This window comes from Janthinobacterium sp. PSPC1-1, from assembly GCF_049897625.1.
GTDB classification, from domain to species: Bacteria; Pseudomonadota; Gammaproteobacteria; order Burkholderiales; family Burkholderiaceae_D; genus Janthinobacterium; species Janthinobacterium tructae.
The window spans coordinates 606,180-631,133 of sequence record NZ_JAFCWP010000001.1 but is presented as its reverse complement, the minus strand read 5'-3'; the positions used below and the strand labels follow the sequence as shown (position 1 = coordinate 631,133).

Below are 24,954 nucleotides of genomic sequence, written 5' to 3'. Positions count from 1 at the left end.
TTAGAGATCCTCCGAACCGAGCATCATTTCGGACAGGCCCTTGCCGGCTTTCACCATTGGCCACACGTTTTCGGACTGGTCGGTAATGAAGTTCATGAATACCAGCCTGTCTTTCATCGCAAACGCCTCTTTCAGGGCGCCGTCGACGTCGCCCGGTTTTTCAATTTTCATGCCCACGTGGCCATAGGCTTCAGCCAGCTTTTCGAAGTCGGGCAGCGAATCCATGTACGACTCGGAATAGCGCGAACCGTAATCGATTTCCTGCCACTGGCGCACCATGCCGAGGAAACGGTTGTTGAGCATGATGATCTTCGGCGTCAGGTGATACTGCTTGCACGTGGCAAGTTCCTGGATGCACATCTGGATCGAGCCTTCGCCGGTAATACAAGCGACGGTGGCGTCCGGATTAGCCATCTGCACGCCCATGGCGTACGGCAAGCCGACACCCATGGTGCCCAGTCCGCCGGAATTGATCCAGCGGCGCGGCTTGTCGAAACCATAGTATTGCGCCGCCCACATCTGGTGCTGGCCCACGTCGGAGGTGATGAAGGCATCGCCCTTGGTGAGCTGGAAGACTTTTTCCACCACCGATTGCGGCTTGATGACCAGGTCGGAAGTCGGATATTTCAGGCATTCGCGGCCACGCCATTCGGCGATCTGCTTCCACCAGTTGCTCAATGCATTGACGTTCGGCTTGGCTTCGGCCGCGTCGAGTTGCGCGAGGAACTCGATCAGCACGTCCTTGACGTTGCCGACGATGGGGATATCGACCTTGACGCGCTTGGAAATCGACGATGGATCGATGTCCACGTGGATGATCTTGCGCGGATGCGAGGCGAAATGTTTCGGGTTGCCAATCACGCGGTCATCGAAACGGGCGCCGATGGCGATCAGCACGTCGCAATTCTGCATCGCCATGTTCGCTTCGTAGGTGCCGTGCATGCCGGGCATGCCGACATACTGCTCGCTCGAGGCGCGGTAGCCGCCCAGGCCCATCAAGGTATTGGTGCACGGGAAACCCAGGCGGTCGACCAGCTTGTTCAGCTCGGGAGCCGCATTCGCCAGGATCACGCCGCCGCCCGTGTAGATCATCGGACGTTCGGCTTGCAGCAACAGCTGCACGGCCTTGCGGATCTGGCCCGAGTGGCCCTTGTCGACGGGACGGTAGGAACGCATCTCGACTTCCTTCGGATAGTCGAAATGGCATTTGTGCATGCTGATATCCTTGGGGATATCGACCAGCACGGGTCCCGGACGGCCGGTGCGGGCGATGAAGAAGGCTTTCTTGATCGTCGCTGCCAGGTCCTTGACGTCCTTGACGAGGAAGTTGTGCTTGACCACGGGGCGCGTGATGCCGACCGTGTCGCATTCCTGGAACGCATCCTGGCCGATGGCGTGGCTCGGCACCTGGCCGGAGATCACCACCATGGGAATCGAGTCCATGTACGCGGTCGACAGGCCCGTGACGGCATTCGTGACGCCCGGACCGGACGTGACGATGGCGACACCGACTTTGTTCGAGCTGCGCGAATAGGCATCGGCGGCGTGGATCGCGGCCTGCTCGTGGCGTACCAGGATATGCTGGAATTTGTTTTGCTGGAAGATGGCGTCGTAGATGTAGAGTACGGCTCCGCCCGGGTATCCAAAGACGTGCTCGACGCCCTCTTCAGCCAGACAGCGCACGACAATTTCTGCGCCGGTAATTGGTCCTGCTGCTGCTTCGGTATTCATGAAACATTCCTTTCAAGGTCCATTGGAGATTGATCGGATGTTCTTTCCTGACGAAGTTCGCTGTGCGCGACAGTGCTCCTGCTTCCCTTTTCATGCGGTCACGCAATTTCTTTGGGCACCCATAGATACCTTACAAAACAACGCTTAACGCAACTCGTTTGGCCGGAGTTTCTGTGGCGCCTGTACGAACCGCTCGCGCTTGTGGCACGGGTTAGAACAAACTGCCTACAAATGAAAGCGCGTCTTGCCGCGGATGGCCTTGTGTGCCGGTCGCGACCTGACCATAGGGCTTTGGGGTGTTCAAAGCGTCCCATACGTTATCGCGTTGCACCATTATGGTCAAGGAAAATGTCAGCATCCCTGCACTTTTGCTCGCACGACGTGCAAAAACCCTGCGGAAACGCACATTTTTTGCTAGCATGCACGGGGTTGCAAAAAGCATACCCGCCCCCCCCCAATTCGCCCACCGCACCCGCAGCCGCTAAGATCCCCATACCGCATGGCAACAGACAAAGAATTATCCGACTTTCTAGAAAATGTCGAGCGGCGCGCTTTCAAGCAGGCCGCCTACGCGGTCCGCAAGGAAGAATCGGCACTCGACATCGTGCAGGACGCCATGATCAAGCTGGCCGAAAAATACGGCGACAAGCCGGCCGCCGAGCTGCCGATGCTGTTCCAGCGCATCCTGCAGAACACCATCCTTGATTATTTCCGCCGTGAAAAAGTTCGCAACACCTGGGTCAGCCTGTTTTCCGGCATGAAGCCCTCGGGCGACGAGCATGAAGATTTTGATATACTTGACACGTATGAATCGGAACAGGGTTCGAGTGCCGCCGAATCATCGGCCGACCAGGTCGAACGCGCGCAAATGCTTGATTTGATTGATGCAGAGGTACAAAAACTGCCGTCACGTCAACGCGAAGCCTTCCTCATGCGTTACTGGCAGGACATGGATGTGGCTGAAACAGCGGAAGCGATGGGTTGCTCCGAAGGTAGCGTGAAAACACATTGCTCTAGAGCTACCCACACGCTCGCCGAATCGCTGAAAGCCAAGGGAATAAAATTATGAACACCGACGATCTCAATTTCGCTTACAAAGTGCGCCATGCACTGAACGAAAAACTCGACGACCTGCCCGCATCGACCACCGATCGCCTGGCAGCGGCACGCAAGCTGGCCCTGTCGCGCAAGAAGGCGGACGCGCCCGCTGCCGTTGCCGTGCGCAAGGACGTGTTCGCCGGCATCGCCAGCAGCCTGTTTATCGAGCCGCTGTCGTGGCTGGGCCGCATGAGCGTGATCATCCCCCTGCTGCTGCTGGTCGGCGGCCTGGTGGGCATCTATCAGTTTGAGCAAGAACAACATATTGCCGAACTGGCAGAAATCGACGCCGCCGTACTATCGGACGAATTGCCGCTCTCCGCCTACATGGACCATGGCTTCAACGCCTACCTGACGAAACGCGAGCAATAAGCATGGCACGCTTGAGCGTACGCAAAGGCTGGCTGGCGGGCGGCATTGGCCTGGGCGCCTGCGCCCTGGCTGGCGCCGCATGGGTAGGCGCGCAACAACATCCTGTGCCCGCCGCCCCTCCTGTGATGGCGGCGCCCGTGGTGGCGCCGGCGCCGGCCGTCAAGCCCGGCTCGGCCCGCACGGCCGGCAAGGGTGGCACGCCGCCCAAGGCCAGCGACAACCCGTCCTGGAACAAGCTGTCGCACGCGCAGCAGGAAGCCCTGCAGCCGCTGGCGGGCGAATGGAACAAGCTGGAACCGCTGCGCAAGCAGAAATGGCTCGATATCGCCAGCCGCTTTGCCTCCATGTTGCCCGACGAACAAACCCGCGTGCATGAACGCATGCGCGAATGGATCAAGCTGACACCGGAACAGCGCCGCCTGGTGCGCGAAAACTATACGCGCACGAAGAAGATTGATCCTGGCCAAAAAACCGCGCAGTGGGAGCAATACCAGCAATTGCCGGAAGATCAAAAGAAAAAGCTGGCGACGGAACTGGTGCCGAAAAAGCCGCTGGAGAAAGTGCCGGCGATCAATTCGAACACCAGCAAGCCAGCCGTGATCCTGGCCCCGGCCGCGCCCGTCCTGCCGCCGGCTCCCGCAGCGACGGCAGTGCCGGCCAGCGACCCTGCCGCGGTCGCGGTCCCCGCCACCGTGCCCGTCACGCCACCTGCCACGTCTGCCCCACTGCCAACCAATGCCAAATAGCACCAATAGCACGCCTGCCGCCAGCATCACCCACCCCACGATCAAGCGCCGCCTGATTTCCATGGTGTACGAGTCACTGCTGGCCCTGGCCGTGCTGTTCTTGCCTTTCCTGCTGTTTGAACTGGCCGTGCAAGGCGCGCATACGCCACTGACGGAACACATGCGCCAGTGCCTGGCCTTCCTCGTCATGGGGGCGTATTTCATCCATCAATGGAGCCGCGAAGGGCAAACCCTGGCCATGAAGACCTGGCGTCTGAAAGTCGTTCTGCCAGGCCACACCCACGTGCCGCTGCGCGTGGCCGCCTTCCGCTACATCCTGTCATGGATGTGGCTGCTGCCAGCCCTGCTGGTGTCGTACGCATTCGATTTGCAGCACTGGACTGCCCTGAGCGCCATCGGCGTGGGCATCCTGGCCTGGTCAGCCACGGCCCTGTTTACGGGCAATGGACAATTCCTGCACGACAAGCTGGCGGGCACGCAGATCGTGCAATTGCCCGCCCCCGCGAAGAAGTCGAAGAAAGTCGCCGCCTGAGTTTTTACGCGGCTTGACCTGGGTCATTGAAGCGCCACGGGGGCTCTGCGATCATGGCATGCCATGAATAATACCGCCCCCCTCCCCCACACACGCTTCGCGCCCTACCGCGAGGAAGTCTGCAGCGAAGACGACGTCAAGCATCTCGTCCACACCTTTTATGCGGCCGCGCGCGATGACGCCATGCTGGGCCCCATCTTTGCCGCCGAGGTCAAGGATTGGGATGCCCATCTGGCAACACTGGTCGATTTCTGGTCAGGCTTGCTGCGCGGCACCATGCGCTACCACGGCAAGCCGCTGGCCCAGCACGCGAAAATGGAACACCTCACGCCGTGCATGTTCCGCCGCTGGCTGACCCTGTTTTTTGCCACGACCGAGAGCATGGGCAACCCGGCCCTGCAGGAGAAGGCCGACACCATCGCCTTGAATATTGCCGAACGGCTATGGAAAAGCTTTGCAGAAAGCCACGCCATCGTGGCGCCGCAGCTTTAGAACCGCTCGTAACCCTGCAGATAGCGCCACTGACCTGACGGCATGGCGCCCATCGGGATGCGCCCGATGCGCAAGCGCTTCATGGCGACGACATCCAGTCCCACCATCTTGCACATATGGGCGATCTGGCCCGGCTGCACGTTTTTCAGGGCAAAGCGCAAGCGCGTCTCGTTCTGCCAGCTGACCTTGATCGGCGGCAAAGGCTTGCCATTGAAAGGTAAGCCGTGATTCAGCAGCGCCAGGCCGTTTTCGGCGATGGCGCCAGACACTTCCACGATGAATTCCTGCTCTACCGTTTTCGCTTCGTCGACCAGCTTGCGGGCGACGCGGAAATCCTGCGTGAACACCAGCAGGCCGGAAGCCATGGTGTCGAGCGGATTGGTGATGGTCAGGCCGATCAGGTGGCGCTTGAGGAAGCGCGTGACGGCGCTGGGCAGCACGTTTTCCGGGGTGAACAGCTCTTCGGGACGCAAACAGGCCAGGGCCGGCTTGCCTTCGCTGCCCACGCCGCCGTTGATGCCGGCCGGCTTGTGCAGCAAGATCGTCACGGGCGGCATTTCTTCCAGCGTCGCATTCGGCAACAGCACCACCGCCTGATTGTCGGCCACGCGCGCGCCCGACTCTTCCACCAGCACGCCATCGACCGTGACCCAGCCGCCCTCGATATACAGCTCGGCCTCGCGGCGCGAACAGGGCACGTCTTCAGACAGGCGCTTGGCCAGGCGGACGGTGGGCATTTCTATTGGTGTGGTCATGGGGAGGCGCAAAAAGCAAGAGGAGGAGAAAGCCGGTATTGTAACCGACCCGCTCCTCCTCTCTTGTTGACGTTGTTGCTGATTGCCCGGTGGTTGTCGGATTACGCTGCTGATTGTCGGATTACGCTGCTGATTGTCGGATTACGCTACGCTAATCCGACCTACCCGACCCACCCGACCTGCGCGGCGGTGGCGGGTTTGGTAGGTTGGATTAGCGGCTTGCCGCGTAATCCAACAATCAGGCCTGCGCCTTGGCCAATTCCTCGGCAAAGAAACGGTGGCCCATCTCTTCCAGGCCCAAGGTCTGCAGCACTTCCTGCAAGCGCTCCGTCGGACGCTGGCGCGGCAAGTTTTTATAGCTAGCGATGATCAGTTCATTCTTCATCGAATGCTCCCAGCCCACCAGTTCCGTCACGCTGACCTGGTAGCCGTGCGCTTCCAGCTGCAAACAACGCAGCACGTTGGTGATCTGGCTGCCGAACTCGCGCGTGTGCAGCGGGTGGCGCCACAATTCCGTCAAGGCACCCTTGCCCAGGCTCTTGCCCTTGTTCTTCTTCAGGACGGAAGCGACTTCGGCCTGGCAGCATGGCACCAGCACCATGAATTTCGCCTTCTTCTTCAGGGCGAAGTGAATGGCGTCATCGGTAGCCGTGTTGCACGCATGCAAGGCCGTAACGATGTCGATCTGTTGCGGCAGCAAGCTCGACTCCGTCGATTCGGCCACGGACAGGGGCAAAAACGACATGCCGGGGAACTTGAATTTCTTCGCCAGCTCTTGCGAGCGCTGCACCAGCTCTTCGCGCGTCTCGATGCCGTAGATGTGCGAACCGTCGTTGCCGTTCTTGAAGAACAGGTCGTACAGGATGAAACCCAGGTAGGACTTGCCAGCCCCATGATCGACCAAGGACACGCCGGGGTGGTCGAGCTGCACTTCGCGCAACAGCGGCTCGATGAACTGCGTCAGGTGGTACACCTGCTTGAGCTTGCGGCGGCTGTCCTGGTTCATCTTGCCGTCGCGCGTCAGGATGTGCAATTCCTGCAGCAAGGCGACCGACTGGCCATCCTTGATCTCGGGCATGTTGCTGGCGGCCGTGATGACGTCTTTCGACGCAGCGACTACGGTGGCGGCGGCTGCCGCGCCCTTAGCGCGCTTCATCGATCCACGCCATCTGTATCGCTTCGAGCACTTTTTCGCCGCCGCGCGTATGGTCGTCGTCGAAGCCGTCCAGTTCCACCACCCAGTTATGCAGGTCGGTGAAACGCACGGTCAGCGGGTCGATGTCCGGATGCGCGTCGTACAGCGCTTCGGCGATCGCGTGAATATCGGACCATTTCATGTTAGTGACTGCCTTCGCTGACCTGGTTGATCGTGTATTTCGGGATTTCGACGACGAGGTCGGCGTCGGCCACGATGGACTGGCACGACAGACGCGACACGGCTTCCAGGCCCCAGGCCTTGTCCAGCATGTCTTCTTCCAGTTCCGTCGCCTCGTTCAGCGATTCGATGCCTTCACGCACCAGCACGTGGCAAGTGGTGCAGGCGCACGATTTTTCGCAAGCGTGCTCGATGTCGATGTCGTTTTCCAGCAGGATGTCGCAGATGGACTTGCCGGCCGGGGCTTCGATGACGGCGCCGTCCGGGCAAAGCTTGGCGTGCGGCAGGATAACGATTTGTGGCATGGTTTCTTCTTTCAGTCTGTCATTCGGAGCGCGGCCGCAGCTTCGGCGGCGCGCTGTTCAATTGGTTTATACGACCTGGTCGAGGGACTTGCCCTTCAGGGCCGTACGCACGCTGCGGTCCATGCGGCGCGAGGCGAAATCCTCGGTGCCGTCGGCCAGCGCTTCGATCGCCAGTTTTAATGCCTGGTGGTCGATGGCACCGCTTTGCGATTGCACAATGGCGTCGCGCACCTTGTTCATCAAGCCATCCACGGTGGCGCGCTCAAGCGAGTCGAGCAAGCTGCCGTCTTCATCGAGGGCCGACTGCGTGGCCAGCAGGATGCGTTCCGCTTCCACCTGCTCTTCGCGCAGCGCGCGCGCCACCATGTCGACGTCGGCCGAGGTGTACGAATCCTGCAGCATGCGCGCGATGTCGTCGTCGCCCAGGCCGTAGGCCGGCTTGACGCTGATCGACGCTTCCACGCCCGAGCGCAATTCGCGCGCCGACACCGACAGCAAGCCATCCGCATCGACCTGATACGTGATGCGGATGCGCGCGGCGCCCGCCACCATCGGCGGAATGCCGCGCAATTCAAAGCGCGCCAGCGAGCGGCAATCGCTCACCAATTCGCGCTCGCCCTGCAGCACGTGCACGGCCAGCGCCGTCTGGCCATCTTTAAATGTCGTGAATTCCTGCGCGCGCGCACACGGTATGGTCGAATTGCGAGGGATAATTTTTTCCACCAGGCCGCCCATGGTCTCGATGCCCAGGGACAGCGGAATCACGTCCAGCAGCAGCCAGTCGTCGCCGGCGGCGCGGTTGCCAGCCAGCAAGTTCGCCTGGATGGCCGCGCCCAGCGCCACCACCTTGTCCGGGTCGATATTCGCGTGCGGCGTCGTGTGGAAGAATTCGCTGACGGCGCGCTGCACGTGCGGCATGCGCGTGGCGCCGCCCACCATCACCACGCCGTCGACGTCGTCCGCATCCACGTTCGCGTCGCGCAAGGCTTTTTTGATGGCGTTCATGGTCTTGCCCACCAGGTGCTGCGTCATGGCGGCAAATTCCGTCGCCGTGATGCGCAGGTGGATTTCTTCGCCCGAGTTCAGGGCCGCGTCGATCATCGTTTCCGACTTGGTCGACAGCGTTTCCTTGATCTCGCGCGCCTTCACCATCAGGATGGCCGTGTCTTCGTCCGACAGCGGTGCCAGCTTGGCGTGCTCGCTGATCCAGCAGAACAGGCGGCGGTCAAAATCGTCGCCGCCCAGGGCCGAGTCTCCGCCCGTGGACAAGACTTCAAAGACGCCCTTGCTCAGTTTCAGGATCGAGATGTCGAAGGTACCGCCACCGAGGTCATACACGGCGTACACGCCTTCGGAGGCATTGTCGAGGCCATACGCGATGGCGGCGGCCGTCGGCTCGCTGAGCAGACGCAAGACATTGATGCCGGCCAATTGCGCCGCATCTTTCGTCGCCTGGCGCTGCGCGTCGTCAAAGTAGGCGGGCACGGTAATCACGGCGCCCACCAGGTCGTCGCCCAGCGAGTCTTCGGCGCGCTGGCGCAGAGTGGCGAGGATTTGCGCCGACACTTCGACCGGGCTTTTCACGCCAGCCACGGTTTTCAGCTGCACCATGCCAGGCGTATCCTGGAAGTCGTAGGGCAGGTTTTCCGCGTAGGCGATGTCGGCCAGGCCGCGGCCCATGAAGCGCTTGACGGACACGATGGTGTTCTTCGGGTCGGTGGTTTGTGCGGACAGGGCCTTGTAGCCGATGTTCGCATGGCCGTTCGGCAGGTAGCGCACGACGGAGGGCAGCAGGGAGCGCCCGTCTTCGTCATTGAGCACCTCGGGAATGCTGTTGCGGACGGTGGCGACCAGAGAATTGGTGGTGCCCAGATCGATGCCGACGGCCAGGCGGTGCTGGTGCGGCGCGGTCGACATGCCTGGTTCGGAAATTTGCAGAAGTGCCATTGTATTCGTGCCTCGATTAATTTTGTGCGTGGTGCTGCTGATGCCTGTCGCGCATTATAAGACGCGCGCCGGACTGGCGCTTGGTCAGTCAGGCTTCCATGGCTTCGTATGCAAAACGGACTTCCTCGCCGAATTTGTCGAGGAACATCAGGGCGCGCACGCTTTGCGCGGCATTCACATAGTCGGCGGCGTCCAGCTGGGCCGCCACCTGGGCCAGCAGCGCCTTGCGTTCGCCGCGCAGCTGGCGGTCCAGGGCGTCGAGCGCATCGGCATCCTTGCCGGCACGCGCATCGCCCAGCTCTTCGCGCCATTCCATCTGCTGCATCAGGAAGCTGACGGGCATGGCCGTGTTCGACTCCGTCTGCAAATCGACGCCATTCAGTTCGCACAGGTATTGCGCGCGCTTTTGCGGGCTTTTCAGGGTTTGATAGGCTTCATTGGCGCGCGTGGCCCATTGCATCGCCACGCGCTTTTCAGCGCTGCTGGCGTTGATGAAGCGGTCCGGATGGACCTTGCCCTGCACGTCGCGGTAGGCAGAGTCGAGCGCGCTCATGTCGAGCCCGAACTGCGCCGGCAACTGGAATAATTCGAAGTGATTTTGCATAATGGTCGGTGGTCGCTGTACCGCAATCGATGGGTACAGCGCACCGACCGGGGTCTTGCCAGCTGTTTAAATCCTGAAGGACTCGCCGCAGCCGCAGGCGTCTTTTTCGTTCGGATTGTGGAACTTGAAGCCTTCGTTCAAGCCTTCGCGCGCGAAATCGAGTTCCGTGCCGTCGATGTAAGGCAGGCTTTTCGGGTCGACGAAGACCTTCACGCCGTGCGATTCGAAGACGCTGTCTTCGGCCGCCACTTCATCGACATATTCGAGCTTGTAAGCCAGGCCCGAGCAGCCCGTGGTACGCACGCCAAAGCGCAAGCCCATGCCCTTGCCGCGCCGTTCGATATAACGGTTGATGTGTTTCGCCGCTTTTTCGGTCAGTGTGATCATGTATTTCTCCGCAACTGCCCCGGCCTTGCGGCTGGGGCGGGCTGCCAACGTTTAAGCTGCTACTGGATGGCGGGTCTGGTAATCCAGCACTGCCGCCTTGATGGCGTCTTCCGCCAGGATGGAGCAGTGGATTTTCACTGGTGGCAGGGCCAGTTCTTCGGCGATCTGCGTGTTCTTGATCGCCAGCGCCTGGTCCAGGGTCTTGCCCTTGACCCATTCGGTCACCAGCGAGCTCGACGCGATGGCCGAACCGCAGCCATAGGTCTTGAATTTCGCATCTTCGATCAGGCCATCGGCGCCGACCTTGATCTGCAGTTTCATCACGTCGCCGCAGGCAGGCGCGCCCACCATGCCGGTGCCGATGGTGTCATCACCCTTGTCGAAAGCGCCCACGTTGCGCGGGTTTTCGTAGTGATCGAGTACTTTGTCCGAGTAAGCCATTTTGATGCTCCTTAAATATTCTTGCCGGCCCCGTTTGGGGCCTGATTAGCGTAAAGTGCCTGGAAAACCGTAGCGAGCGGCAGTGAGTTGTGGCCGAGAAGCGGAACTGTGCTGTAGCACAGTGAGCATCGCAGGCCGCAAATCGCGACGCGCAGTAGGTTTAACAGGTGCTTTTAGTGGGCTGCCCATTGGATCGAATTAATATCGATGCCGTCCTTGAACATATCCCACAGCGGCGACAGTTCGCGCAGCTTGTGTACTTTCGATTTCAGCAGGTTCACGGCGAAGTCGATGTCTTCCTCGGTCGAGAAGCGGCCGATGGTGAAACGGATCGAGCTGTGCGCCAGTTCGTCGCTGCGGCCCAGGGCGCGCAGCACGTACGATGGCTCCAGGCTGGCCGAGGTGCAGGCCGAACCGGACGACACGGCGATATCCTTGATCGCCATGATCAGCGACTCGCCTTCAACGTAGTTGAAGCTGACGTTCAGGTTGTGCGGCACGCGGTGCTCCATGTCGCCGTTGATGTAGACTTCTTCGATCTCTTGCAAGCCCTTGGCCAGGCGGTCGCGCAAGGCCTTGATGCGGCCGATTTCGCTGTCCATTTCTTCCTTGGCGATGCGGAAGCACTCGCCCATGCCGACGATCTGGTGCGTCGGCAGGGTGCCCGAACGCAGGCCGCGCTCATGGCCGCCACCGTGCATCTGCGCTTCCAGGCGCACGCGCGGCTTGCGGCAGACATACAGGGCGCCCACGCCTTTCGGGCCGTAGGTTTTGTGCGCCGTGAAGGTCATCAGGTCGACCTTGGTCTTTTGCAGGTCGATGACGACCTTGCCCGTCGCTTGCGCAGCGTCGCAATGGAAGATGATGCCTTTCGAGCGGCAGAACACGCCGATTTCGTCGATCGGCTGGATCACGCCGATTTCGTTGTTCACCAGCATCACCGACACGAGGATGGTGTCCGGGCGCACGGCCGCGGCCAGTTGCTCGACGGTGATCAGGCCGTTGTCCTGCGGTTCCAGATACGTCGCTTCGAAGCCGATGCGTTCCAGTTCGCGCACCGTGTCGAGCACCGATTTATGCTCGGTCTTGACGGTGATGATGTGCTTGCCCTTGGTCTTGTAGAACTGTGCCGCGCCCTTGATGGCCAGGTTGTTGCTTTCCGTCGCGCCGGAAGTCCAGATGATTTCGCGCGGATCGGCGTTCACCAGGGCCGCCACGTAGCCACGTGCCTCTTCCACGGCTTTTTCCGCCGTCCAGCCATACATGTGGCTGCGCGATGCCGGATTGCCGAACTGCTCGCGCAGGTAAGGAATCATCTTGTCGGCGACGCGTGGATCGATCGGCGTGGTGGCCGAGTAATCCATGTAGATCGGAAAATGCGGTGCGGTTTCAAAGTGCACTTGGCCTACGTTTTTTTCAGGGGCGTTCATCAATAACTCCAATGCAATCAGCAACTTAGTATTTTGTATTTATCAACCGAGGGCGGCGTGGTTACGGTGCATCACCATCACGCTTTGCTCGGCAATCTTTTGTCTCTGCTGGTCGACCAGGTCCTGCAGCGACACAGAATCCAGATAATCGACCATTTTTTCGTTGAGTGTGGACCACAATTCATGCGTCATGCAGCGCGCACCCGTGGTCGCGTCGGCGCCGTGGCAATGTTCCTTGCCGCCGCACTGCGTGGCGTCCAGCGGCTCATCGACGGCGATGATGATGTCGGCCACCGTTACTTTGTCGGCACGGCGCGCCAGGCTGTAGCCGCCGCCCGGACCACGGATCGATTCGACGATCTCATGCCGGCGCAGCTTGCCAAACAGCTGTTCCAGGTAGGACAGGGAAATCGACTGGCGCTGGCTGATGCCGGACAAGGTGACCGGTCCCTTGCCCTGGCGCAGGGCAAGATCGATCATTGCAGTCACGGCAAAACGGCCTTTTGTAGTCAGACGCATACATCCTCGGTTCAACTAGTTTAAAATATTGCGGCTTTTCAACTTCTCAAACCCTGAGTAGTTGAATGATTTAGTCAAGTATAACAAATTCGGCGGGGTTTGTCAGAGCGCCCCTCGATGACCACAGGGCTGGCAGGGGCATAGCCGGCCGCGCCAGGCGCGGCGGCTTCAGGAAAACAACAGCAGGGCTCAGGCGCGTAAAGCGCTGCGCACTTTCATCAGTTCAAAACCCAGCAGGTTCAGACCGTCCCAGGTGGCGGGGTCCAGGATGCGCGAATTGTCCGAGGCCAGGCCCACGCCCCAGATGCGGTCGACGGGACTGGCTTCGACGATGACGCGCTCGCCCGTTCCCAGCAGAAACTTGCGCAGCGCGGCCTTTTGCGAGAACTTGGCAAAGTTGCCATCGAAGACGATGCCGGCGCGCGCCGCTTCCCATACCTTGGCGTCAAAGTTCGCCACTTCGCGCCCCAGCTTCTTCACCTCCGACGGCCGCCCGGCCGCCACGATGCGCGCCTGCACCGAGGTATCGCCAAACAGGGCCGCCTTTTGCGCCATCATGTAGTGCTCGGCCGTCGCATACGTCACGCCAGCGAGACTGAACGGCGACGGAAACCACTGGCTGAAGCAACTTTTGTCGGGCACCTGCGGCTGCGCCGGCGTGTGGCCCCAGAAATACAGATAGTCGGGCACGCCGCCCGCCGCTATCCACGCCTTCAATTCTTCCACATTACTGATTTGCATATTCCCCGCACTTCCGCCAGACAGGCGCCAATTCAATCTCAAGCACGCAACAGTTGCATCGGACCAAACAAGGCCTGCATGTCGCTGTTGCCGATAAAGGACAGATTATACGGATGTTCCGCCGTCACCTGCGGCAGCATTGCCGCCACCGGCAGGCGTTTGATGAGCTCGGCAATCTTGCCCCACAACACCAGTTGCGGCAAGGCCGCCCGGCCCTGCTGCGCCAGCGCTTCCAGCACCACCTGCAGGAAGGGCAGCCAGCCGCGCGCATCCTGCACGGGCGGCACGTGGGCACGGAACACCAGCGCCGCGTTGAGCAGCAAGAAACCCTGCTCCGTCATCTTGCGCTGCAAGTCGGGCAGGGTCTGGATCACGCCGCTGCCGGCTTGCAGCGCGGCGGCCGCCACGGGCGCCATGGCCGCGCCGGACGTGTCACCGCCTTGCAACTGGCCATCGGCCACCAGCAGCATCTTCATGAAGTTGCGCAGGGATGTGGCGCGGTTGACGGGTTTCGACAACCCCGTGGCCGACCATAAACTGCCGACGGCGCCATCCATGAAGCACACGCCCGTGGCGCTGTCGGCGCGCGGATACGGCCCCTCGCCCACCAGCACGTAGCGCACCTGCGCCAGCGGCAGGGCAAAAGCGGCGAACAGCCGGCCCTGCGTGGGCAGATAATCGTCGACGGCCAGCGTCGGCAGATAGGCGGGATCGGCCGCCATCACGGCGTGCAAGCCACGCAGCAGGATGGGATGCCAGGAAACATGCGCCAGGGACAGGGCATCGGTGATGCTGGCAGGAACGGTGGTTGCGGTCATGAGGCGTGAAGTATTTGGGCAAACGCAAATTGTAGCGCACCGATACGCCTGCGTTGTTGAATGGGCACCATCCCCACATTTCACAGCAATACCAATATCGCCACAACCGTATCGAAAATTGCACGCCACCTGCGCCAATCGAGGCCGGCAATGCTAGACTGGTTTCCGTGGAACTTGAGCCACATCAAGATATAGTGCTTACCGGCTTCTTCGATCCACTAACGCTCATTGCGCCTGGGCAAGTTCTCAACACACTGCCCTGTCCATGCCCCGTCCCTACCTCATCCGATTGCGCGCCGCGCTACGCCTGCCCTGCCTGAGCTTTCTGCTATGGCTATGCTGCAACGCCCCCGTCCATGCGCTAGACCTGGCGGAGATCAGCGCACCGCGTTTTGCGCCAAGGCAAGTGCTGGTACTGTATTCGCTGGGCAGCGATGCCTCCTCGCAGTGGCAAACGCTGATCCACAAGGGCATGAGCGTTGAACTGGCCAACGAGAACTGGCACCTCGCGCCCGGCATCTATGAGGAGCGGCTCGATTCCGTGCGCGTGGGCGAACAGCCTGCCGTCGCCGGGCTGGAAACCTATCTGCAAACCAAGTACAGGATGGTGCAATTCGATGCCATCATCACGGAAAACTACCTGGCGGCCCAGTTCCTGAGCCAGCATCCGCAGCTGTTTCCCGGCGTGCCGCGCTACTATGTGAATCAGGGACGGCAGGACTGGACTCCTGCCGACGGCATCAATCTCGATGTGCGCCACGATTTCGGCAAGGCCATCGCCGTCATGCTGCAAGTGACGCCAGGACTGCGCCATATCGCCGTCGTCGGCGACGGCAGCGCACGCGGCCAGGCGTGGATCGCCGCCATCCGCGCCGCCATCGCGCCCTACCAGGGCCGTCTCAAGGTCGACTTCTGGGACCACCTGAGCCAGGAAGAGCTGTGGCGCCGCACCGGCACGCTGGGACCGGGCAGCGCCATCTACCTGCTGCCCGTGTATCGCGACGTGCTGGGGCAGCGAACCACGCCGCCCGCCATGGCGCGCGACCTTGCCTCGCGCAGCGCCGTGCCCATTTTCACCAGCGTGGAATCGCTGATACTGCCCGGCGTGGTGGGCGGCTATGTCATCAGCGGAGAGAAAGTGGGGCGCACCATTGCGCGCATTCTGCTGGGCAGAACGCCCGACCCGGATGGCATGCAGGCAACTATCTTCGACGATGCCGCGGTACAGCGTTTCGGCTTGCACAATCTGCCCGACGAGTCGCGCATCCTGAACCGGCCACAGGGTGTATGGGCGCAATATCACTGGCAGATCATCGCCGGACTGTCGCTGATCGCGCTGCAAGCGGCGCTGATCACGGCCCTGCTACTGGCCCAGCGCAGCCGCCGCGCCAGCGTGGCGGCGCTGCATGCGGAGCGCGACATGCTCGAGGAACGGGTCTTGCAGCGCACCCTGGAACTGCTGGTGGCCAACTCCCGGCTGGAGCAGCAAGCCACGACCGACCCGCTGACGGGCCTGGGGAACCGCCGCATGATAACGCTGCGGCTGACAGAGGAACTTGAACGCGCCCAACGCTTCGGCCATACGCTGTCGCTGCTGATGATCGATATCGATCACTTCAAGCGCATCAATGACGACCATGGCCACGACGCGGGCGACCGCGCCATCGCTGCCGTCGCGCAAGTGCTGCGCAGCGTCACACGGGGCATGGATACGGCGGCGCGCTTCGGGGGCGAGGAATTCGTGCTGCTGATGCCGGAGACGCCACTGCCAGTGGCGCTGGAAGCGGCCGAGCGCCTGCGCCTGGCGGCAGCCAGCTTGCGCGTGGAATGCGATGACGGCCAACTGGTCAGTCTGACCATCAGCATCGGCGTGACATGCAACACGCCGCAATCGACCGCAGCAACCAGGCGGGAAGCGGACAACATGACCGATCTGCTGATCCGCGCCGACCAGGCCCTGTACCGCGCCAAACATGGCGGACGGGACAGGGTTGAGTGGAGCTGAACCTGCTCCCCTTGTTGACCTGATGCCCTATTCGGCGTCAGGCTGCTGCGACGGATGGGCGGCGGCAAACGCCGGCAAGCCGGCGCAATGCGCGTGGATGCGTGCCACGCGCGGGTACGGCGCCAGGTCGATGGCGAAACGCTGCGCATTGAACACTTGCGGCACCAGGCAGCAGTCGGCCATCGTCGGGCTGTCGCCATGGCAGAACAGGCCCGTGCCGGCCGGGTCGCCCTGCGCCAGCAGCGCTTCGACGGCGGCCAGTCCCTCGGCCATCCAGTGGCGGTACCACTCCTGTTTGGCCTCGTCCGACAGGCCCAGGGTGTTTTTCAGGTATTTCAGGACGCGCAGATTCGTCAGCGGATGCGCATCGCTGGCGATCGCCAGCGCCAGCGCGCGCACGCGGGCGCGTCCCAGCGCGTCCGTCGGCAGCAGCGGCACGGCCGGTCGCGTTTCGTCCAGGTATTCGAGCATCGCCAGCGACTGCGTCAGGATGGCGCCATCGTCATCGAGCGCCGGCACCAGCGCCGACGGATTCACGGCGCGGTAGGCCGGCAGCAACTGCTGTCCGCCATCCTGCAGCAGATGCACGGGGATGCTGTCGTAGGCGATGCCCTTTACATTCAAGGCAATGCGCACGCGGTAGGCGGCCGAACTGCGAAAGTAGGTGTACAACTTCATGCTCATGGCGGGGCGTCCTTTCAGGCGCGGCCGGCGTACAGCGCGACCGTCTGCTCGATGCTGCCGAAGATGCTGGCGCCAGCCGCGTCGCGCATCTCGATGCGCACCGTGTCGCCGAACTTGAGGTACGCCGTTTTCGGTGCACCATGTTCGATGGTTTCATACATGCGCACTTCGGCCAGGCAGCAATAGCCCACACCGCCGTTCTCGATGCTGGAACCGAACAGGTTGCCCTGCTTGTTCGACACGGTGCCCGAGCCGACGATGCTGCCGGCGCCCAGTTCGCGCGTCCTGGCCGCATGGGCGACGAGTTGCGCAAAGTTGAAGGTCATGTCTTCGCCGGCATTCGGCTTGCCGAAGGGCTTGTCGTTCAGGTCCACCAGCAGCGGCAGGTGCAGCTTGCTGTCCGCCCAGTCGGCGCCCAGTTCATCGGGCGTGACGGCGACGGGCGAAAACGCGCTGGCCGCCTTCGACTGGAAGAAACCGAAACCCTTGGCCAGCTCGCCCGGGATCAGGTTGCGCAGCGAGACATCGTTGACCAGCATCACCAGGCGAATCGCTTGCGCCGCATCGTCCACGCTGGCGCCCATGGCCACGTCACCCGTGACGACGGCCACTTCCGCCTCCAGGTCGATGCCCCACTCTTCCGACAGGGCGAAGATCGGGTCGCGCGGGCCGATGAAGCTGTCCGAGCCGCCCTGGTACATCAGCGGGTCCGTGTAGAACGAGGCCGGCACTTCCGCGTTGCGCGCCTTGCGGACCAGTTCCACATGGTTGATGTAGGCGGAACCATCGGCCCACTGGTAGGCGCGCGGCAGCGGCGAGTGGCACAGATTGGCATCAAACGGCTGCGCGTCCGGCGCCTGGCCCGCATTCAAGTCGGCATACGCCTGCTCCAGTTTCGGCGCCACGGCGTCCCAGTTGTCGAGCGCCGCCTGCAGGGTGGGGGCGATGGCGGCCACGCGCTGGTACTGGCGCAGGTCACGGCTGACGAGGATCAGGGCGCCATCGCGGCTGCCGTTTTTCAGGGTTGCGAATTTCATGGTGTTCCTTGTTCGGTGGTTGTTTCAGAGAGGTTGCCGATCCGGGGCGCTCAGGCGTCGGCCGGCGCGTGCATCCAGGCGGCGTGCTTCGGTGCGCGGCGCGTCTGCGACCATTCTTCCAGCATTTCCCATTTGACGGCGTCCAGTTTGGCCATCATCTCGGGCGTGCCCACGTTGGCTGCCAGCTCCAGGCGGTGGCCGTTCGGGTCGAAGAAGTAAATCGACTGGAAGATGGCGTGATTGACGGGGCCCAGCACCTCGATGCCGGCGGCCACCAGGCGCTCCTTGGCGGCCAGCAGTTCCTCCATGCTGCCCACTTCCAGCGCCAGGTGCTGCACCCAGGCGGGGGTATTGCGGTCGCGATCCATCGGCGGCTGCGTCGGCAGCTCGAAGAAGGCCAGCACATTGCCCTGGCCCGCGTCGAGGAAGACGTGCATGTACGGGTCCGGCGCCTTGGTCGACGGCACCAGGTCTTCGGCGATGGCGAGGACGAAATTCATGTTCAAATGCTTGACGTACCACTCGACGGTTTTCTTCGCGTCGATGCAGCGGTAGGCGACGTGGTGGATTTGCTTGATCTTCATGGTGCTTGTCTCCAATGGATGCGCCCGGGGCGCGATGACTGGCCTGTTTTTCAGCTTTTCACCATTAGAATCGAGTTACAGCTATCATACAAACAATTTTTAACCATTGATTTATCGGATTGTCTTATGAGTCCCAGTCTGCGACAGATGCGCGCCTTCGTGGCGCTGGCCAAGACCGGCAGTTTTACCCTGGCCGCCGAGTACCTGCACGTGACCCAGTCCGCCTTGAGCGGCTTGATCAAGGAACTGGAAAGCGTGCTGGGCGTGCGCGTGGTCGAGCGCAGCACGCGCAAGACGCAGCTGTCGGAAATCGGCCGCGAGCTGTATCCGCTGTTTGAAAAGATGATCGAGGACCTCGACGGCGCCATGGCCGGCATCGCCCAGCGCAAGGCCCTGAAAACGGGGATGGTGCGCATCGCCGCGCCGCAGATGATGGCCTGCACCCTGCTGCCGGAAGTGATCGCCGCCTACCGCCAGGCCCACCCGGACGTGCAGCTGCGCCTGGTCGATTGCCCCGTGGAAAACGTGTCGGCGCGCGTCTTCAGCGGCGAAGTCGATTTCGGCATCGGCCCCGAGCGCGACCCGACGGCGGAAATCGCCGCGCAAGTACTGTTCGAAATGCCCTTCGTGCTGGTCTTCCCCGAGCAGCATCCGCTGCAACAAAAAGAAAGAGTCACCTGGGCCGACGTGGGCGACTACCCTTTCATTTCGCTGCAGGGCCAGTTCACGGAGCGCCTGCTGCGCGACATGCACGGCGCGTTTCGCGAGCTGTCGCTCAATCCCTACAACGAGGTGACCTTCATGACGACGGCGCTGGCCATGGTCAGCGCCAACCTGGGTATCACGGTCTGCCTGCCGTACGCGGAACCGATGGTCAAGCTGTACCAACTGCAGATGCGCGCCCTGCACGAGCCGGAACTGACGCGGCGCTTTTTCGTCTACACGAAGACGGGCCGTTCGCTGTCGCCGGCCGCCGAAAGCTTCATGGCCTTCCTGTTCCAGTTCGTCGAGACGCACGAGTGGAACGTGGCAGCGGGCGGCGGTACTGGCGCACCTTTATAATCCATCATCGCCCCCTCTCCGCTTGCACCATGACCCAACCTGACCTGTCCGCCATCGACGCCGCCACCATCGCCATCAACCAGCGTATGAAAAAATTCGACGGCCATGCACAGGTCTGGCTGTTCGGCTACGGCTCGCTGATCTACAAGGCCGACTTTCCCTATCTTGAACGCCGCCCCGCCAGCATCGCCGGCTGGACACGGCGCTTCTGGCAGGGATCGCACGATCATCGGGGCACGCCGATGGCGCCGGGGCGGGTCGCCACCATCGTGCCGCAGGCGGGCGCCGTGTGCGACGGCATGGCTTATCTGATCACGCCCGAAGTCTTCGCCCACCTCGACCACCGCGAAAAGAACGGCTATTTGCGCCTGGCCACCGACATCACCTTCGACGATGGCAGCAAGGTCGAAGGCCTGGTGTACATCGCCAACGAGGAAAACGCCGCCTTCCTCGGGGCCGCGCCGGAACTCGACATCGCGCGCCAGATCGCCCGATCAAACGGCCCCAGCGGCCCGAACAGCGAATACCTGCTGCACCTGGCCAGCGCCCTGCGCGAACTGGGCAAGAACGATCCGCATGTCTTTGCCATCGAGCAACATCTGGCGCAATTGAAGGATGCGCCGCCTGCAGCGCAGTGAGTTGCGGCGGGCGAGGGCCTGGCCCCAAAACTTGCGCCTGGCTGCGGGCCGCCAACTTGCATGATGCAAGCGATGAATATCTTTGTATTGTGACAATTGGCGACTATCCCCCGTTTCATTAGCGACCATAATCGGAACGCGCGATTCCTTTAGCAATGGTTCGCGTCAGCAGGCCGCGGGGCAGAACCACGGCCCTGCATGATCGGAGCGAAATCACCGGAGTGAGACGACCATGTCCGAAACGTCTATGCTGCAACAGCATGGGAGGCAGCCGCATTACGTTCTTCCCGGTCCGGGCGCCATTGCTCCCATGCATGCCGCCATTCCCCGCGGTAGCGTCGGAGGCGGGCTGAACATCATCGGCAGCGCCCCGATATTCCAGCGCCTGCTGCGCATGGTCGAAGCGGTCGCACCGACCCGCAGCACGGTGCTCATCAGCGGTCCCACCGGTTCCGGCAAGGAAATCATCGCCCAGCTCGTGCACCGGCAAAGCGGCGATCCCGGTGCGCCATTTGTCGATCTCAACTGCGGCGCCTTGCCGGAACACTTGATCGACGCGGAACTCTTCGGCCATACCAAAGGAGCGTTTACGGGAGCGTTCAACAACCGCGCCGGTTTTTTCGCCCAGGCGGGACAAGGCACGCTGTTTCTCGATGAAATAGGCGAACTGCCATTGGCCGTACAGAGCAAGCTGCTGCGCGTGCTCGAATCGCGCTGTTTCCGGCCGCTGGGCGGAGGTGATACCCAGCCTTTCAACGGCCGCATCGTGGCCGCCACCCACTGCGACCTGGCCGCGATGGTGCAAGCGGGCCGTTTCCGCGAAGACCTGTATTACCGGCTGGCGGTAGTGAAACTCGACGTACCGGGCCTGGACCAGCGCCGCAGCGACGTCGCCGCCCTCGCCGCGCACTTTGCCAGCCAGCAGAAGCGGCCCATCCGCTTCACCGCCACCGCCGTGGAACGCCTGTGCCGGCATGTCTGGCCCGGCCATATCCGCGAACTGCGCAACCTGATTGAACGGCTGTCTATACTGGCCGAATCGGCGCTGATCGATGCCCACAGCCTGGAAGCCTTTCTGTCGGCGGGCACACCGGAGGACGCCGATCACACGCTGCTGGCAGAAGCCCTCATGCGGCTGGACGGAGATGACAAGCTGGCTGCTGCGCAACAATTGCTGATCGACTATGCGATGCGCATTGCCGATGGCAACAAGACGATCGCTGCCCGCCACCTGGGTATCAACCGCAAGGTCATCGAACGCCGCCTGCATGGCGACGAGGAGCGCAGCAATTTCGCCCGCGTCTGCCTGCTGGAGGGGCGCGCACTGATCGAGGCGGCCCGCTTCAAGGAAGCCATCGAAGTGTTGCGCCGCGGCCTTACGCTGCTGGCCGCCGATGCGCACCCCTGCACGGCGCGCCGCCTGAGCTGCGACCTGCACCGCTGGCTGGCCATCTCGCACCGCGGTATCAGCGGATGGCAAAGCGCCGAAGCGCTCGCCTGCTATCAGCAGGCATTGCAGGAGGCGGCGGCGCTGGGCGACGAGGTGGAAATCACCGCCCTGCGGTTCGGCATCTGGAGTTCGCAGCTGATGGCGCTGGACCTGGTGGCGGCCCGGGCAACAGCGCAGGACATGCTGCAGCGGGCGCAAGCGATAGGGGACACGGACTTGCTGTCCCAGGCTCACCTGGCCCTGGCCAACACGCTTTTCTGGCTCGGCGACTACCGCGAGACGCTGGCCTGCCTGGAGCGCGGACACCTGCTCTGCGGCGCGGCATCGACCGAAGCCGGGGGACAGGGCCTGGATATCGCCGGGTTGTCCGCCACCTTCGAAGGCCTGTCCTACTTCCAGGGCGGCGCCTTCCGGCGCGCGCGCCTGGTGATGGAGCAACTGATCTTGCGCGGCAGCGCCGACAACCCGCATCCCTTCCACCGCGTCATCGCGCTGCAGGGCGCCGCATGGCTGGCCTGCATGTTCGAAGATTGGGACAGACTGGCCAACCTGGCGGCGGACCTGAAAACCGTCGCCAGCGAATATGGCTATCAATTCTACCTTGGAGTAGGCCAGATATTCCACGCCTGCGCACTGGCGCCGGGCAACGCCCATGCGCAAACCGAGCAGCGCATCGCCGACGGCTACCAGCACTACATGCTGTGTGAAGGCGGCATGCTCTTCCATTCATTCCAGGCCTGGAAGCGGGGCGAACTGCTGCTGTCGGCAGGCCAGCCTTTGCAAGCCCGGCAGTTGCTGCACGGCGCCATCGAAATGGCGCTGGAACATGGCGAACGGGCCTACCTGGTCGAACTGCTCGACATGCACGCCAGGACGTGGATCGCGGTGGGCGACCTGGACAACGCGGAACGCGAGCTGGGCAGTGCGCTGTCGACAGCCAAGGCGCTGGGCGCAGCGGCCGGCAGCCTGCTGGTGGCGACCCGCCTGGCGCAACTGCTGCTGCAGCGCGGACGCCGGCCCGAAGCACTGGCGCACCTCACGCGCGCCTTGCGCAGCGTGGAACCTGACACGGCTTTCCCCCGGTTTGCCCAGGCGCTGCAGTTGCAGGCCACCCTGGCGCAGGCCATTTCCATGCCATGCCAACCTGAGGATACGCAACATGAGCTATCTGCTGAACCACGATGACCTTGAATCGCTGCTGCTGGGAGCTTGCTTCTTCGGCAGCGGTGGCGGCGGCACGCTCACGTCCGCGCGCAGCCTGCTGGCCCAGTTCCACGCCGGCGATTATTATCCGCGCGCCCAGGTGCGCGTGGTCAGCGTCGACGAAGCCACGGATGGCGATACGGTCATGGTGGCTTACCTGGGTTCGCCCGTGGCGATCAATGGCGCCCACTTTCCGCAGGGGCCCGTGGGTGCCGTGATCGCGGTCAGGGAGCGCCTGGCGCGGGAAAAACGCACGCTGTCCTACCTGGCGCCGCCGGAAAGCGGAGCACTGGGGTTTCTCGTCGCCTGCTTGGTCGCCGCCCACCTGGGGCTGGCGGTGATCGACGCCGACGGCGCCGGCCGCGCCGTACCCTCGCTGCCCCAGCTGACGTATGCGGCTGCGCAGATCAGTCCGCGTCCGGCCTTCCTCGTCAGCCAGTCGGGACTGCGCGTGGAACTTGACGTCGAACACAGCCAGGGCGAGAACGGCGCTCAGTCCCAACGGCAGGACGTGGCAACCATCATCGACCAGATGATGCGCCCCATCGTCTCGCAAGCCGATTTCAAGCAGTTCGGCGGGCTGGCCATGTGGATCATGGCACCGGCAGAGCTGGCCCGCGCGCTGCCGGTGCGCGGCACCTTGGGGCGTGCCCTGCGCCTGGGCCGCGAACTGCAGGCAGGCCGCTTGCGCAGCGCTGACGAACTGGTCAACTATCTGGCGCTGCAATTCGACGTGCGCGCCCGGCCGCTGTTTCCGCAGGGTACATTCGTCGCTGCCGAAGCCGAATCGCGCAATGGCTTCGACCTTGGGAAGATCACCATCCGCGCGGGCGACCGGCTCTGTACGGTCCTGTACCAGAACGAATCGCTGCTGGTCTGGGACAGCAGCCGCAGCAGCCCCATCTGCATGGCGCCCGACACCATCAGCTACTTTGTCGAGGGCGATGGCCAGGCCGTGTATTCGAATGGCGACTTGCTGCTGCCTGACGGCACGCTCAACCCGGCCCTGCAGCAGCGCAAGGTAACGCTGCTGGGCTTGGAAGCCAATCCGGTACTGCGTGAACGGAGCGGCCTGATACTGGACAGCTTCATGCAACTGCTCAACACCATCGGCTACCTGGGGCCCTATGTGCCGCTCACTGGCAATGCCAGCACAGCAGCAGGGAGCGCCGCATGAAACCGCTGCGCATCTGCATCGTGGCGCCGGTAGCCACCGCCGCCTACAACCAGCACCTGCTCGACGCTGTCCAGCCCGTGATGCCGCCCGACGTCGAAGTGTCCGTGCGCAACATTTCGACCGGGCACGACTGCATCGAATACCGCATCGACTGGCTGCAAAACGGCTATCCGGTGGTACAACTGGCCAGAGAAATCGAACGCGAAGGCCACGACGGCATCTGGCTCAGCGACTTCGACATGTGCGGCGTGGAAGCAGCGCGCGAAGTGATCGACATCCCCATCCTCGGCGGCTTCCCGCCAGCCGCCTTTACCGCGCTGGCACTCAGCGAGCGCCTGTCGATCATGACGATACTGCCCAGCACGCTCGCCATGCAGCAGGGCCACATGCAGGCCTACGGCTTGCAGGATAGCTTCGCCTCCATCCGCTCCATCGACTGTCCCGTCGGCGACCTCGACAAGCTGGACAAGGTGGTCGAAAAAACCTTCCAGGCCGCCATGCTGGCCGTACAGGAAGACGGTGCCCAGTCCATCCTGCTCGGCTGCACAGGCTTTGTTGGCGTCGCCGCGCGCGTCACCGCCCTGCTGGAGGATGCGCTGCACACCTATGTGCCGGTCATCGATCCGAACCAGGCAGGCTTCAGCTTCCTCGTTTCCCTCGTGCGCATGCGCCTGCGTCCCAGCCGCGCCTGCTACAGCAAGCATAGCTGATGCACCGCACGCGCCCGGGCCACGCCATGCCGTGACCGGGCGCGCCCCCCACCCTTCCCCGCTGCCGTTTTCGTCCATCCGCGTCAAAGATAGTGGACGATATCCGCCATC

The 24,954-nt window shown here is 62.5% G+C and carries 27 protein-coding genes; 11 read left to right on the top strand and 16 right to left on the bottom strand.

All coding sequences use genetic code 11. The features are described from left to right. Positions 1-1,731: an acetolactate synthase 3 catalytic subunit gene (locus ACP7EG_RS02825; protein WP_096236702.1), complete on the bottom strand. Its 1,731-nt coding sequence runs from the start codon at positions 1,729-1,731 to the stop codon at positions 1-3. A gap of 499 nt (positions 1,732-2,230) precedes the next feature. Between ACP7EG_RS02825 and ACP7EG_RS02820 the strand changes: the two genes are divergently transcribed. From ACP7EG_RS02820 to ACP7EG_RS02800, 5 genes are all read left to right on the top strand, one after another. After that, on the top strand, positions 2,231-2,800 hold the full coding sequence (locus ACP7EG_RS02820) for an RNA polymerase sigma factor (RefSeq protein ID WP_034750048.1): 570 nt from the start codon (positions 2,231-2,233) through the stop codon (positions 2,798-2,800). Beyond that, positions 2,797-3,201, top strand: a complete 405-nt coding sequence (locus ACP7EG_RS02815; protein ID WP_426086334.1) for a DUF3619 family protein — start codon at positions 2,797-2,799, stop codon at positions 3,199-3,201. Before ACP7EG_RS02820 ends, ACP7EG_RS02815 begins: the two co-directional genes overlap by 4 nt. Positions 3,202-3,203: 2 nt before the next feature. After that, entirely contained in the window at positions 3,204-3,947 is a 744-nt protein-coding gene (locus ACP7EG_RS02810; RefSeq protein WP_426086333.1) for a DUF3106 domain-containing protein, read from the top strand. Then, on the top strand, positions 3,937-4,479 hold the full coding sequence (locus tag ACP7EG_RS02805) for an RDD family protein (protein WP_426086332.1): 543 nt from the start codon (positions 3,937-3,939) through the stop codon (positions 4,477-4,479). Before ACP7EG_RS02810 ends, ACP7EG_RS02805 begins: the two co-directional genes overlap by 11 nt. A 63-nt stretch (positions 4,480-4,542) precedes the next feature. After that, entirely contained in the window at positions 4,543-4,971 is a 429-nt protein-coding gene (locus ACP7EG_RS02800) for a group III truncated hemoglobin (RefSeq protein WP_071076336.1), read from the top strand. Here the strand turns inward: ACP7EG_RS02800 and ACP7EG_RS02795 are convergent. The 12 genes from ACP7EG_RS02795 to ACP7EG_RS02740 all read right to left on the bottom strand — a co-directional run bounded on the left by ACP7EG_RS02795 (position 4,968) and on the right by ACP7EG_RS02740 (position 14,293). Continuing rightward, on the bottom strand, positions 4,968-5,726 hold the full coding sequence (locus ACP7EG_RS02795; RefSeq protein ID WP_426086330.1) for an rRNA pseudouridine synthase: 759 nt from the start codon (positions 5,724-5,726) through the stop codon (positions 4,968-4,970). The genes ACP7EG_RS02800 and ACP7EG_RS02795 overlap by 4 nt on opposite strands. A 238-nt stretch (positions 5,727-5,964) precedes the next feature. Continuing rightward, complete coding sequence (locus ACP7EG_RS02790; protein WP_426086329.1) at positions 5,965-6,882, bottom strand: class I SAM-dependent methyltransferase; 918 nt, start codon at positions 6,880-6,882, stop codon at positions 5,965-5,967. Beyond that, entirely contained in the window at positions 6,869-7,063 is a 195-nt protein-coding gene (gene iscX, locus ACP7EG_RS02785) for a Fe-S cluster assembly protein IscX (protein ID WP_071076333.1), read from the bottom strand. The genes ACP7EG_RS02790 and iscX overlap by 14 nt, the downstream gene beginning before the upstream one ends. Before the next feature lies 1 nt (position 7,064). Further along, complete coding sequence (gene fdx, locus ACP7EG_RS02780; RefSeq protein ID WP_035820570.1) at positions 7,065-7,406, bottom strand: ISC system 2Fe-2S type ferredoxin; 342 nt, start codon at positions 7,404-7,406, stop codon at positions 7,065-7,067. Between the two features lie 66 nt (positions 7,407-7,472). Beyond that, a complete protein-coding gene (gene hscA / locus ACP7EG_RS02775; protein ID WP_426086328.1) occupies positions 7,473-9,353 on the bottom strand; it encodes a Fe-S protein assembly chaperone HscA in 1,881 nt (626 codons plus the stop codon). Positions 9,354-9,441: 88 nt separating this feature from the next. Next, positions 9,442-9,957 carry a Fe-S protein assembly co-chaperone HscB gene (hscB, locus tag ACP7EG_RS02770; protein WP_096236713.1) on the bottom strand — a complete coding sequence of 172 codons (516 nt, stop codon included), beginning with the start codon at positions 9,955-9,957 and terminating at the stop codon, positions 9,442-9,444. A gap of 66 nt (positions 9,958-10,023) precedes the next feature. Further along, positions 10,024-10,344 (bottom strand): iron-sulfur cluster assembly protein IscA, encoded by a 321-nt coding sequence (gene iscA / locus ACP7EG_RS02765; protein ID WP_010399774.1) that lies wholly within the window; start codon positions 10,342-10,344, stop codon positions 10,024-10,026. A 51-nt stretch (positions 10,345-10,395) separates the two neighbouring features. Further along, positions 10,396-10,785 (bottom strand): Fe-S cluster assembly scaffold IscU, encoded by a 390-nt coding sequence (gene iscU, locus ACP7EG_RS02760; protein WP_010399775.1) that lies wholly within the window; start codon positions 10,783-10,785, stop codon positions 10,396-10,398. A 173-nt stretch (positions 10,786-10,958) separates the two neighbouring features. Then, a complete protein-coding gene (locus tag ACP7EG_RS02755) occupies positions 10,959-12,215 on the bottom strand; it encodes an IscS subfamily cysteine desulfurase (protein ID WP_426086327.1) in 1,257 nt (418 codons plus the stop codon). Positions 12,216-12,257: 42 nt separating this feature from the next. Beyond that, positions 12,258-12,734, bottom strand: a complete 477-nt coding sequence (gene iscR, locus ACP7EG_RS02750; protein WP_426086326.1) for a Fe-S cluster assembly transcriptional regulator IscR — start codon at positions 12,732-12,734, stop codon at positions 12,258-12,260. Between the two features lie 189 nt (positions 12,735-12,923). After that, positions 12,924-13,475, bottom strand: coding sequence for an NADAR family protein (locus ACP7EG_RS02745; RefSeq protein ID WP_096236717.1), 552 nt, complete (start codon positions 13,473-13,475; stop codon positions 12,924-12,926). 38 nt (positions 13,476-13,513) lie between these two features. Beyond that, positions 13,514-14,293, bottom strand: a complete 780-nt coding sequence (locus ACP7EG_RS02740) for a uracil-DNA glycosylase (RefSeq protein ID WP_426086325.1) — start codon at positions 14,291-14,293, stop codon at positions 13,514-13,516. Between the two features lie 265 nt (positions 14,294-14,558). Between ACP7EG_RS02740 and ACP7EG_RS02735 the strand changes: the two genes are divergently transcribed. Then, positions 14,559-16,298, top strand: coding sequence for a diguanylate cyclase (locus ACP7EG_RS02735; protein ID WP_426086324.1), 1,740 nt, complete (start codon positions 14,559-14,561; stop codon positions 16,296-16,298). Between the two features lie 27 nt (positions 16,299-16,325). On the opposite strand, the gene maiA is transcribed toward ACP7EG_RS02735, so the two are convergent. From maiA to ACP7EG_RS02720, 3 genes are read right to left on the bottom strand one after another with little or no spacing between them, the layout of a single operon-like run. Continuing rightward, positions 16,326-16,976, bottom strand: coding sequence for a maleylacetoacetate isomerase (maiA, locus tag ACP7EG_RS02730; protein WP_426087124.1), 651 nt, complete (start codon positions 16,974-16,976; stop codon positions 16,326-16,328). A gap of 20 nt (positions 16,977-16,996) precedes the next feature. Further along, entirely contained in the window at positions 16,997-18,019 is a 1,023-nt protein-coding gene (locus ACP7EG_RS02725; RefSeq protein WP_426086323.1) for a fumarylacetoacetate hydrolase family protein, read from the bottom strand. 50 nt (positions 18,020-18,069) lie between these two features. Then, positions 18,070-18,603 carry a VOC family protein gene (locus tag ACP7EG_RS02720; protein ID WP_070311278.1) on the bottom strand — a complete coding sequence of 178 codons (534 nt, stop codon included), beginning with the start codon at positions 18,601-18,603 and terminating at the stop codon, positions 18,070-18,072. 126 nt (positions 18,604-18,729) lie between these two features. On the opposite strand from ACP7EG_RS02720, the gene ACP7EG_RS02715 reads away from it, so the two are divergent. The 5 genes from ACP7EG_RS02715 (at position 18,730) to ACP7EG_RS02695 (ending at position 24,843) form a co-directional block, all read left to right on the top strand. Beyond that, positions 18,730-19,665, top strand: coding sequence for a LysR substrate-binding domain-containing protein (locus tag ACP7EG_RS02715; protein ID WP_426086322.1), 936 nt, complete (start codon positions 18,730-18,732; stop codon positions 19,663-19,665). Between the two features lie 53 nt (positions 19,666-19,718). Next, the gene (locus ACP7EG_RS02710) at positions 19,719-20,303 is read left to right on the top strand and encodes a gamma-glutamylcyclotransferase (RefSeq protein WP_426087123.1); all 585 of its coding nucleotides are present in this window, start codon (positions 19,719-19,721) and stop codon (positions 20,301-20,303) included. A gap of 232 nt (positions 20,304-20,535) precedes the next feature. After that, positions 20,536-22,938, top strand: a complete 2,403-nt coding sequence (locus ACP7EG_RS02705; protein WP_426086321.1) for a sigma 54-interacting transcriptional regulator — start codon at positions 20,536-20,538, stop codon at positions 22,936-22,938. Next, positions 22,913-24,133 (top strand): DUF917 family protein, encoded by a 1,221-nt coding sequence (locus ACP7EG_RS02700; protein ID WP_426086320.1) that lies wholly within the window; start codon positions 22,913-22,915, stop codon positions 24,131-24,133. The genes ACP7EG_RS02705 and ACP7EG_RS02700 overlap by 26 nt, the downstream gene beginning before the upstream one ends. Continuing rightward, positions 24,130-24,843: an aspartate/glutamate racemase family protein gene (locus ACP7EG_RS02695; protein WP_426086319.1), complete on the top strand. Its 714-nt coding sequence runs from the start codon at positions 24,130-24,132 to the stop codon at positions 24,841-24,843. Before ACP7EG_RS02700 ends, ACP7EG_RS02695 begins: the two co-directional genes overlap by 4 nt. Positions 24,844-24,954 lie beyond the last annotated feature (111 nt).

What these genes read in the sequence shown, in the direction of transcription:
- ACP7EG_RS02800 (WP_071076336.1), top strand. Translation starts at nt 4,543, where the DNA reads ATGAATAATACCGCCCCCCTCCCCCACACACGCTTCGCGCCCTACCGC.
- ACP7EG_RS02740 (WP_426086325.1), bottom strand. Translation starts at nt 14,293, where the DNA reads ATGACCGCAACCACCGTTCCTGCCAGCATCACCGATGCCCTGTCCCTG.
- ACP7EG_RS02745 (WP_096236717.1), bottom strand. Translation starts at nt 13,475, where the DNA reads ATGCAAATCAGTAATGTGGAAGAATTGAAGGCGTGGATAGCGGCGGGC.
- hscB (WP_096236713.1), bottom strand. Translation starts at nt 9,957, where the DNA reads ATGCAAAATCACTTCGAATTATTCCAGTTGCCGGCGCAGTTCGGGCTC.
- fdx (WP_035820570.1), bottom strand. Translation starts at nt 7,406, where the DNA reads ATGCCACAAATCGTTATCCTGCCGCACGCCAAGCTTTGCCCGGACGGC.
- iscU (WP_010399775.1), bottom strand. Translation starts at nt 10,785, where the DNA reads ATGGCTTACTCGGACAAAGTACTCGATCACTACGAAAACCCGCGCAAC.
- iscX (WP_071076333.1), bottom strand. Translation starts at nt 7,063, where the DNA reads ATGAAATGGTCCGATATTCACGCGATCGCCGAAGCGCTGTACGACGCG.
- ACP7EG_RS02725 (WP_426086323.1), bottom strand. Translation starts at nt 18,019, where the DNA reads ATGAAATTCGCAACCCTGAAAAACGGCAGCCGCGATGGCGCCCTGATC.
- ACP7EG_RS02815 (WP_426086334.1), top strand. Translation starts at nt 2,797, where the DNA reads ATGAACACCGACGATCTCAATTTCGCTTACAAAGTGCGCCATGCACTG.
- ACP7EG_RS02705 (WP_426086321.1), top strand. Translation starts at nt 20,536, where the DNA reads ATGTCCGAAACGTCTATGCTGCAACAGCATGGGAGGCAGCCGCATTAC.
- ACP7EG_RS02755 (WP_426086327.1), bottom strand. Translation starts at nt 12,215, where the DNA reads ATGAACGCCCCTGAAAAAAACGTAGGCCAAGTGCACTTTGAAACCGCA.
- ACP7EG_RS02720 (WP_070311278.1), bottom strand. Translation starts at nt 18,603, where the DNA reads ATGAAGATCAAGCAAATCCACCACGTCGCCTACCGCTGCATCGACGCG.
- ACP7EG_RS02735 (WP_426086324.1), top strand. Translation starts at nt 14,559, where the DNA reads ATGCCCCGTCCCTACCTCATCCGATTGCGCGCCGCGCTACGCCTGCCC.
- maiA (WP_426087124.1), bottom strand. Translation starts at nt 16,976, where the DNA reads ATGAAGTTGTACACCTACTTTCGCAGTTCGGCCGCCTACCGCGTGCGC.
- iscA (WP_010399774.1), bottom strand. Translation starts at nt 10,344, where the DNA reads ATGATCACACTGACCGAAAAAGCGGCGAAACACATCAACCGTTATATC.
- ACP7EG_RS02695 (WP_426086319.1), top strand. Translation starts at nt 24,130, where the DNA reads ATGAAACCGCTGCGCATCTGCATCGTGGCGCCGGTAGCCACCGCCGCC.
- ACP7EG_RS02805 (WP_426086332.1), top strand. Translation starts at nt 3,937, where the DNA reads ATGCCAAATAGCACCAATAGCACGCCTGCCGCCAGCATCACCCACCCC.
- ACP7EG_RS02795 (WP_426086330.1), bottom strand. Translation starts at nt 5,726, where the DNA reads ATGACCACACCAATAGAAATGCCCACCGTCCGCCTGGCCAAGCGCCTG.
- ACP7EG_RS02820 (WP_034750048.1), top strand. Translation starts at nt 2,231, where the DNA reads ATGGCAACAGACAAAGAATTATCCGACTTTCTAGAAAATGTCGAGCGG.
- ACP7EG_RS02715 (WP_426086322.1), top strand. Translation starts at nt 18,730, where the DNA reads ATGAGTCCCAGTCTGCGACAGATGCGCGCCTTCGTGGCGCTGGCCAAG.
- ACP7EG_RS02810 (WP_426086333.1), top strand. Translation starts at nt 3,204, where the DNA reads ATGGCACGCTTGAGCGTACGCAAAGGCTGGCTGGCGGGCGGCATTGGC.
- iscR (WP_426086326.1), bottom strand. Translation starts at nt 12,734, where the DNA reads ATGCGTCTGACTACAAAAGGCCGTTTTGCCGTGACTGCAATGATCGAT.
- ACP7EG_RS02790 (WP_426086329.1), bottom strand. Translation starts at nt 6,882, where the DNA reads ATGAAGCGCGCTAAGGGCGCGGCAGCCGCCGCCACCGTAGTCGCTGCG.
- ACP7EG_RS02700 (WP_426086320.1), top strand. Translation starts at nt 22,913, where the DNA reads ATGAGCTATCTGCTGAACCACGATGACCTTGAATCGCTGCTGCTGGGA.
- hscA (WP_426086328.1), bottom strand. Translation starts at nt 9,353, where the DNA reads ATGGCACTTCTGCAAATTTCCGAACCAGGCATGTCGACCGCGCCGCAC.
- ACP7EG_RS02825 (WP_096236702.1), bottom strand. Translation starts at nt 1,731, where the DNA reads ATGAATACCGAAGCAGCAGCAGGACCAATTACCGGCGCAGAAATTGTC.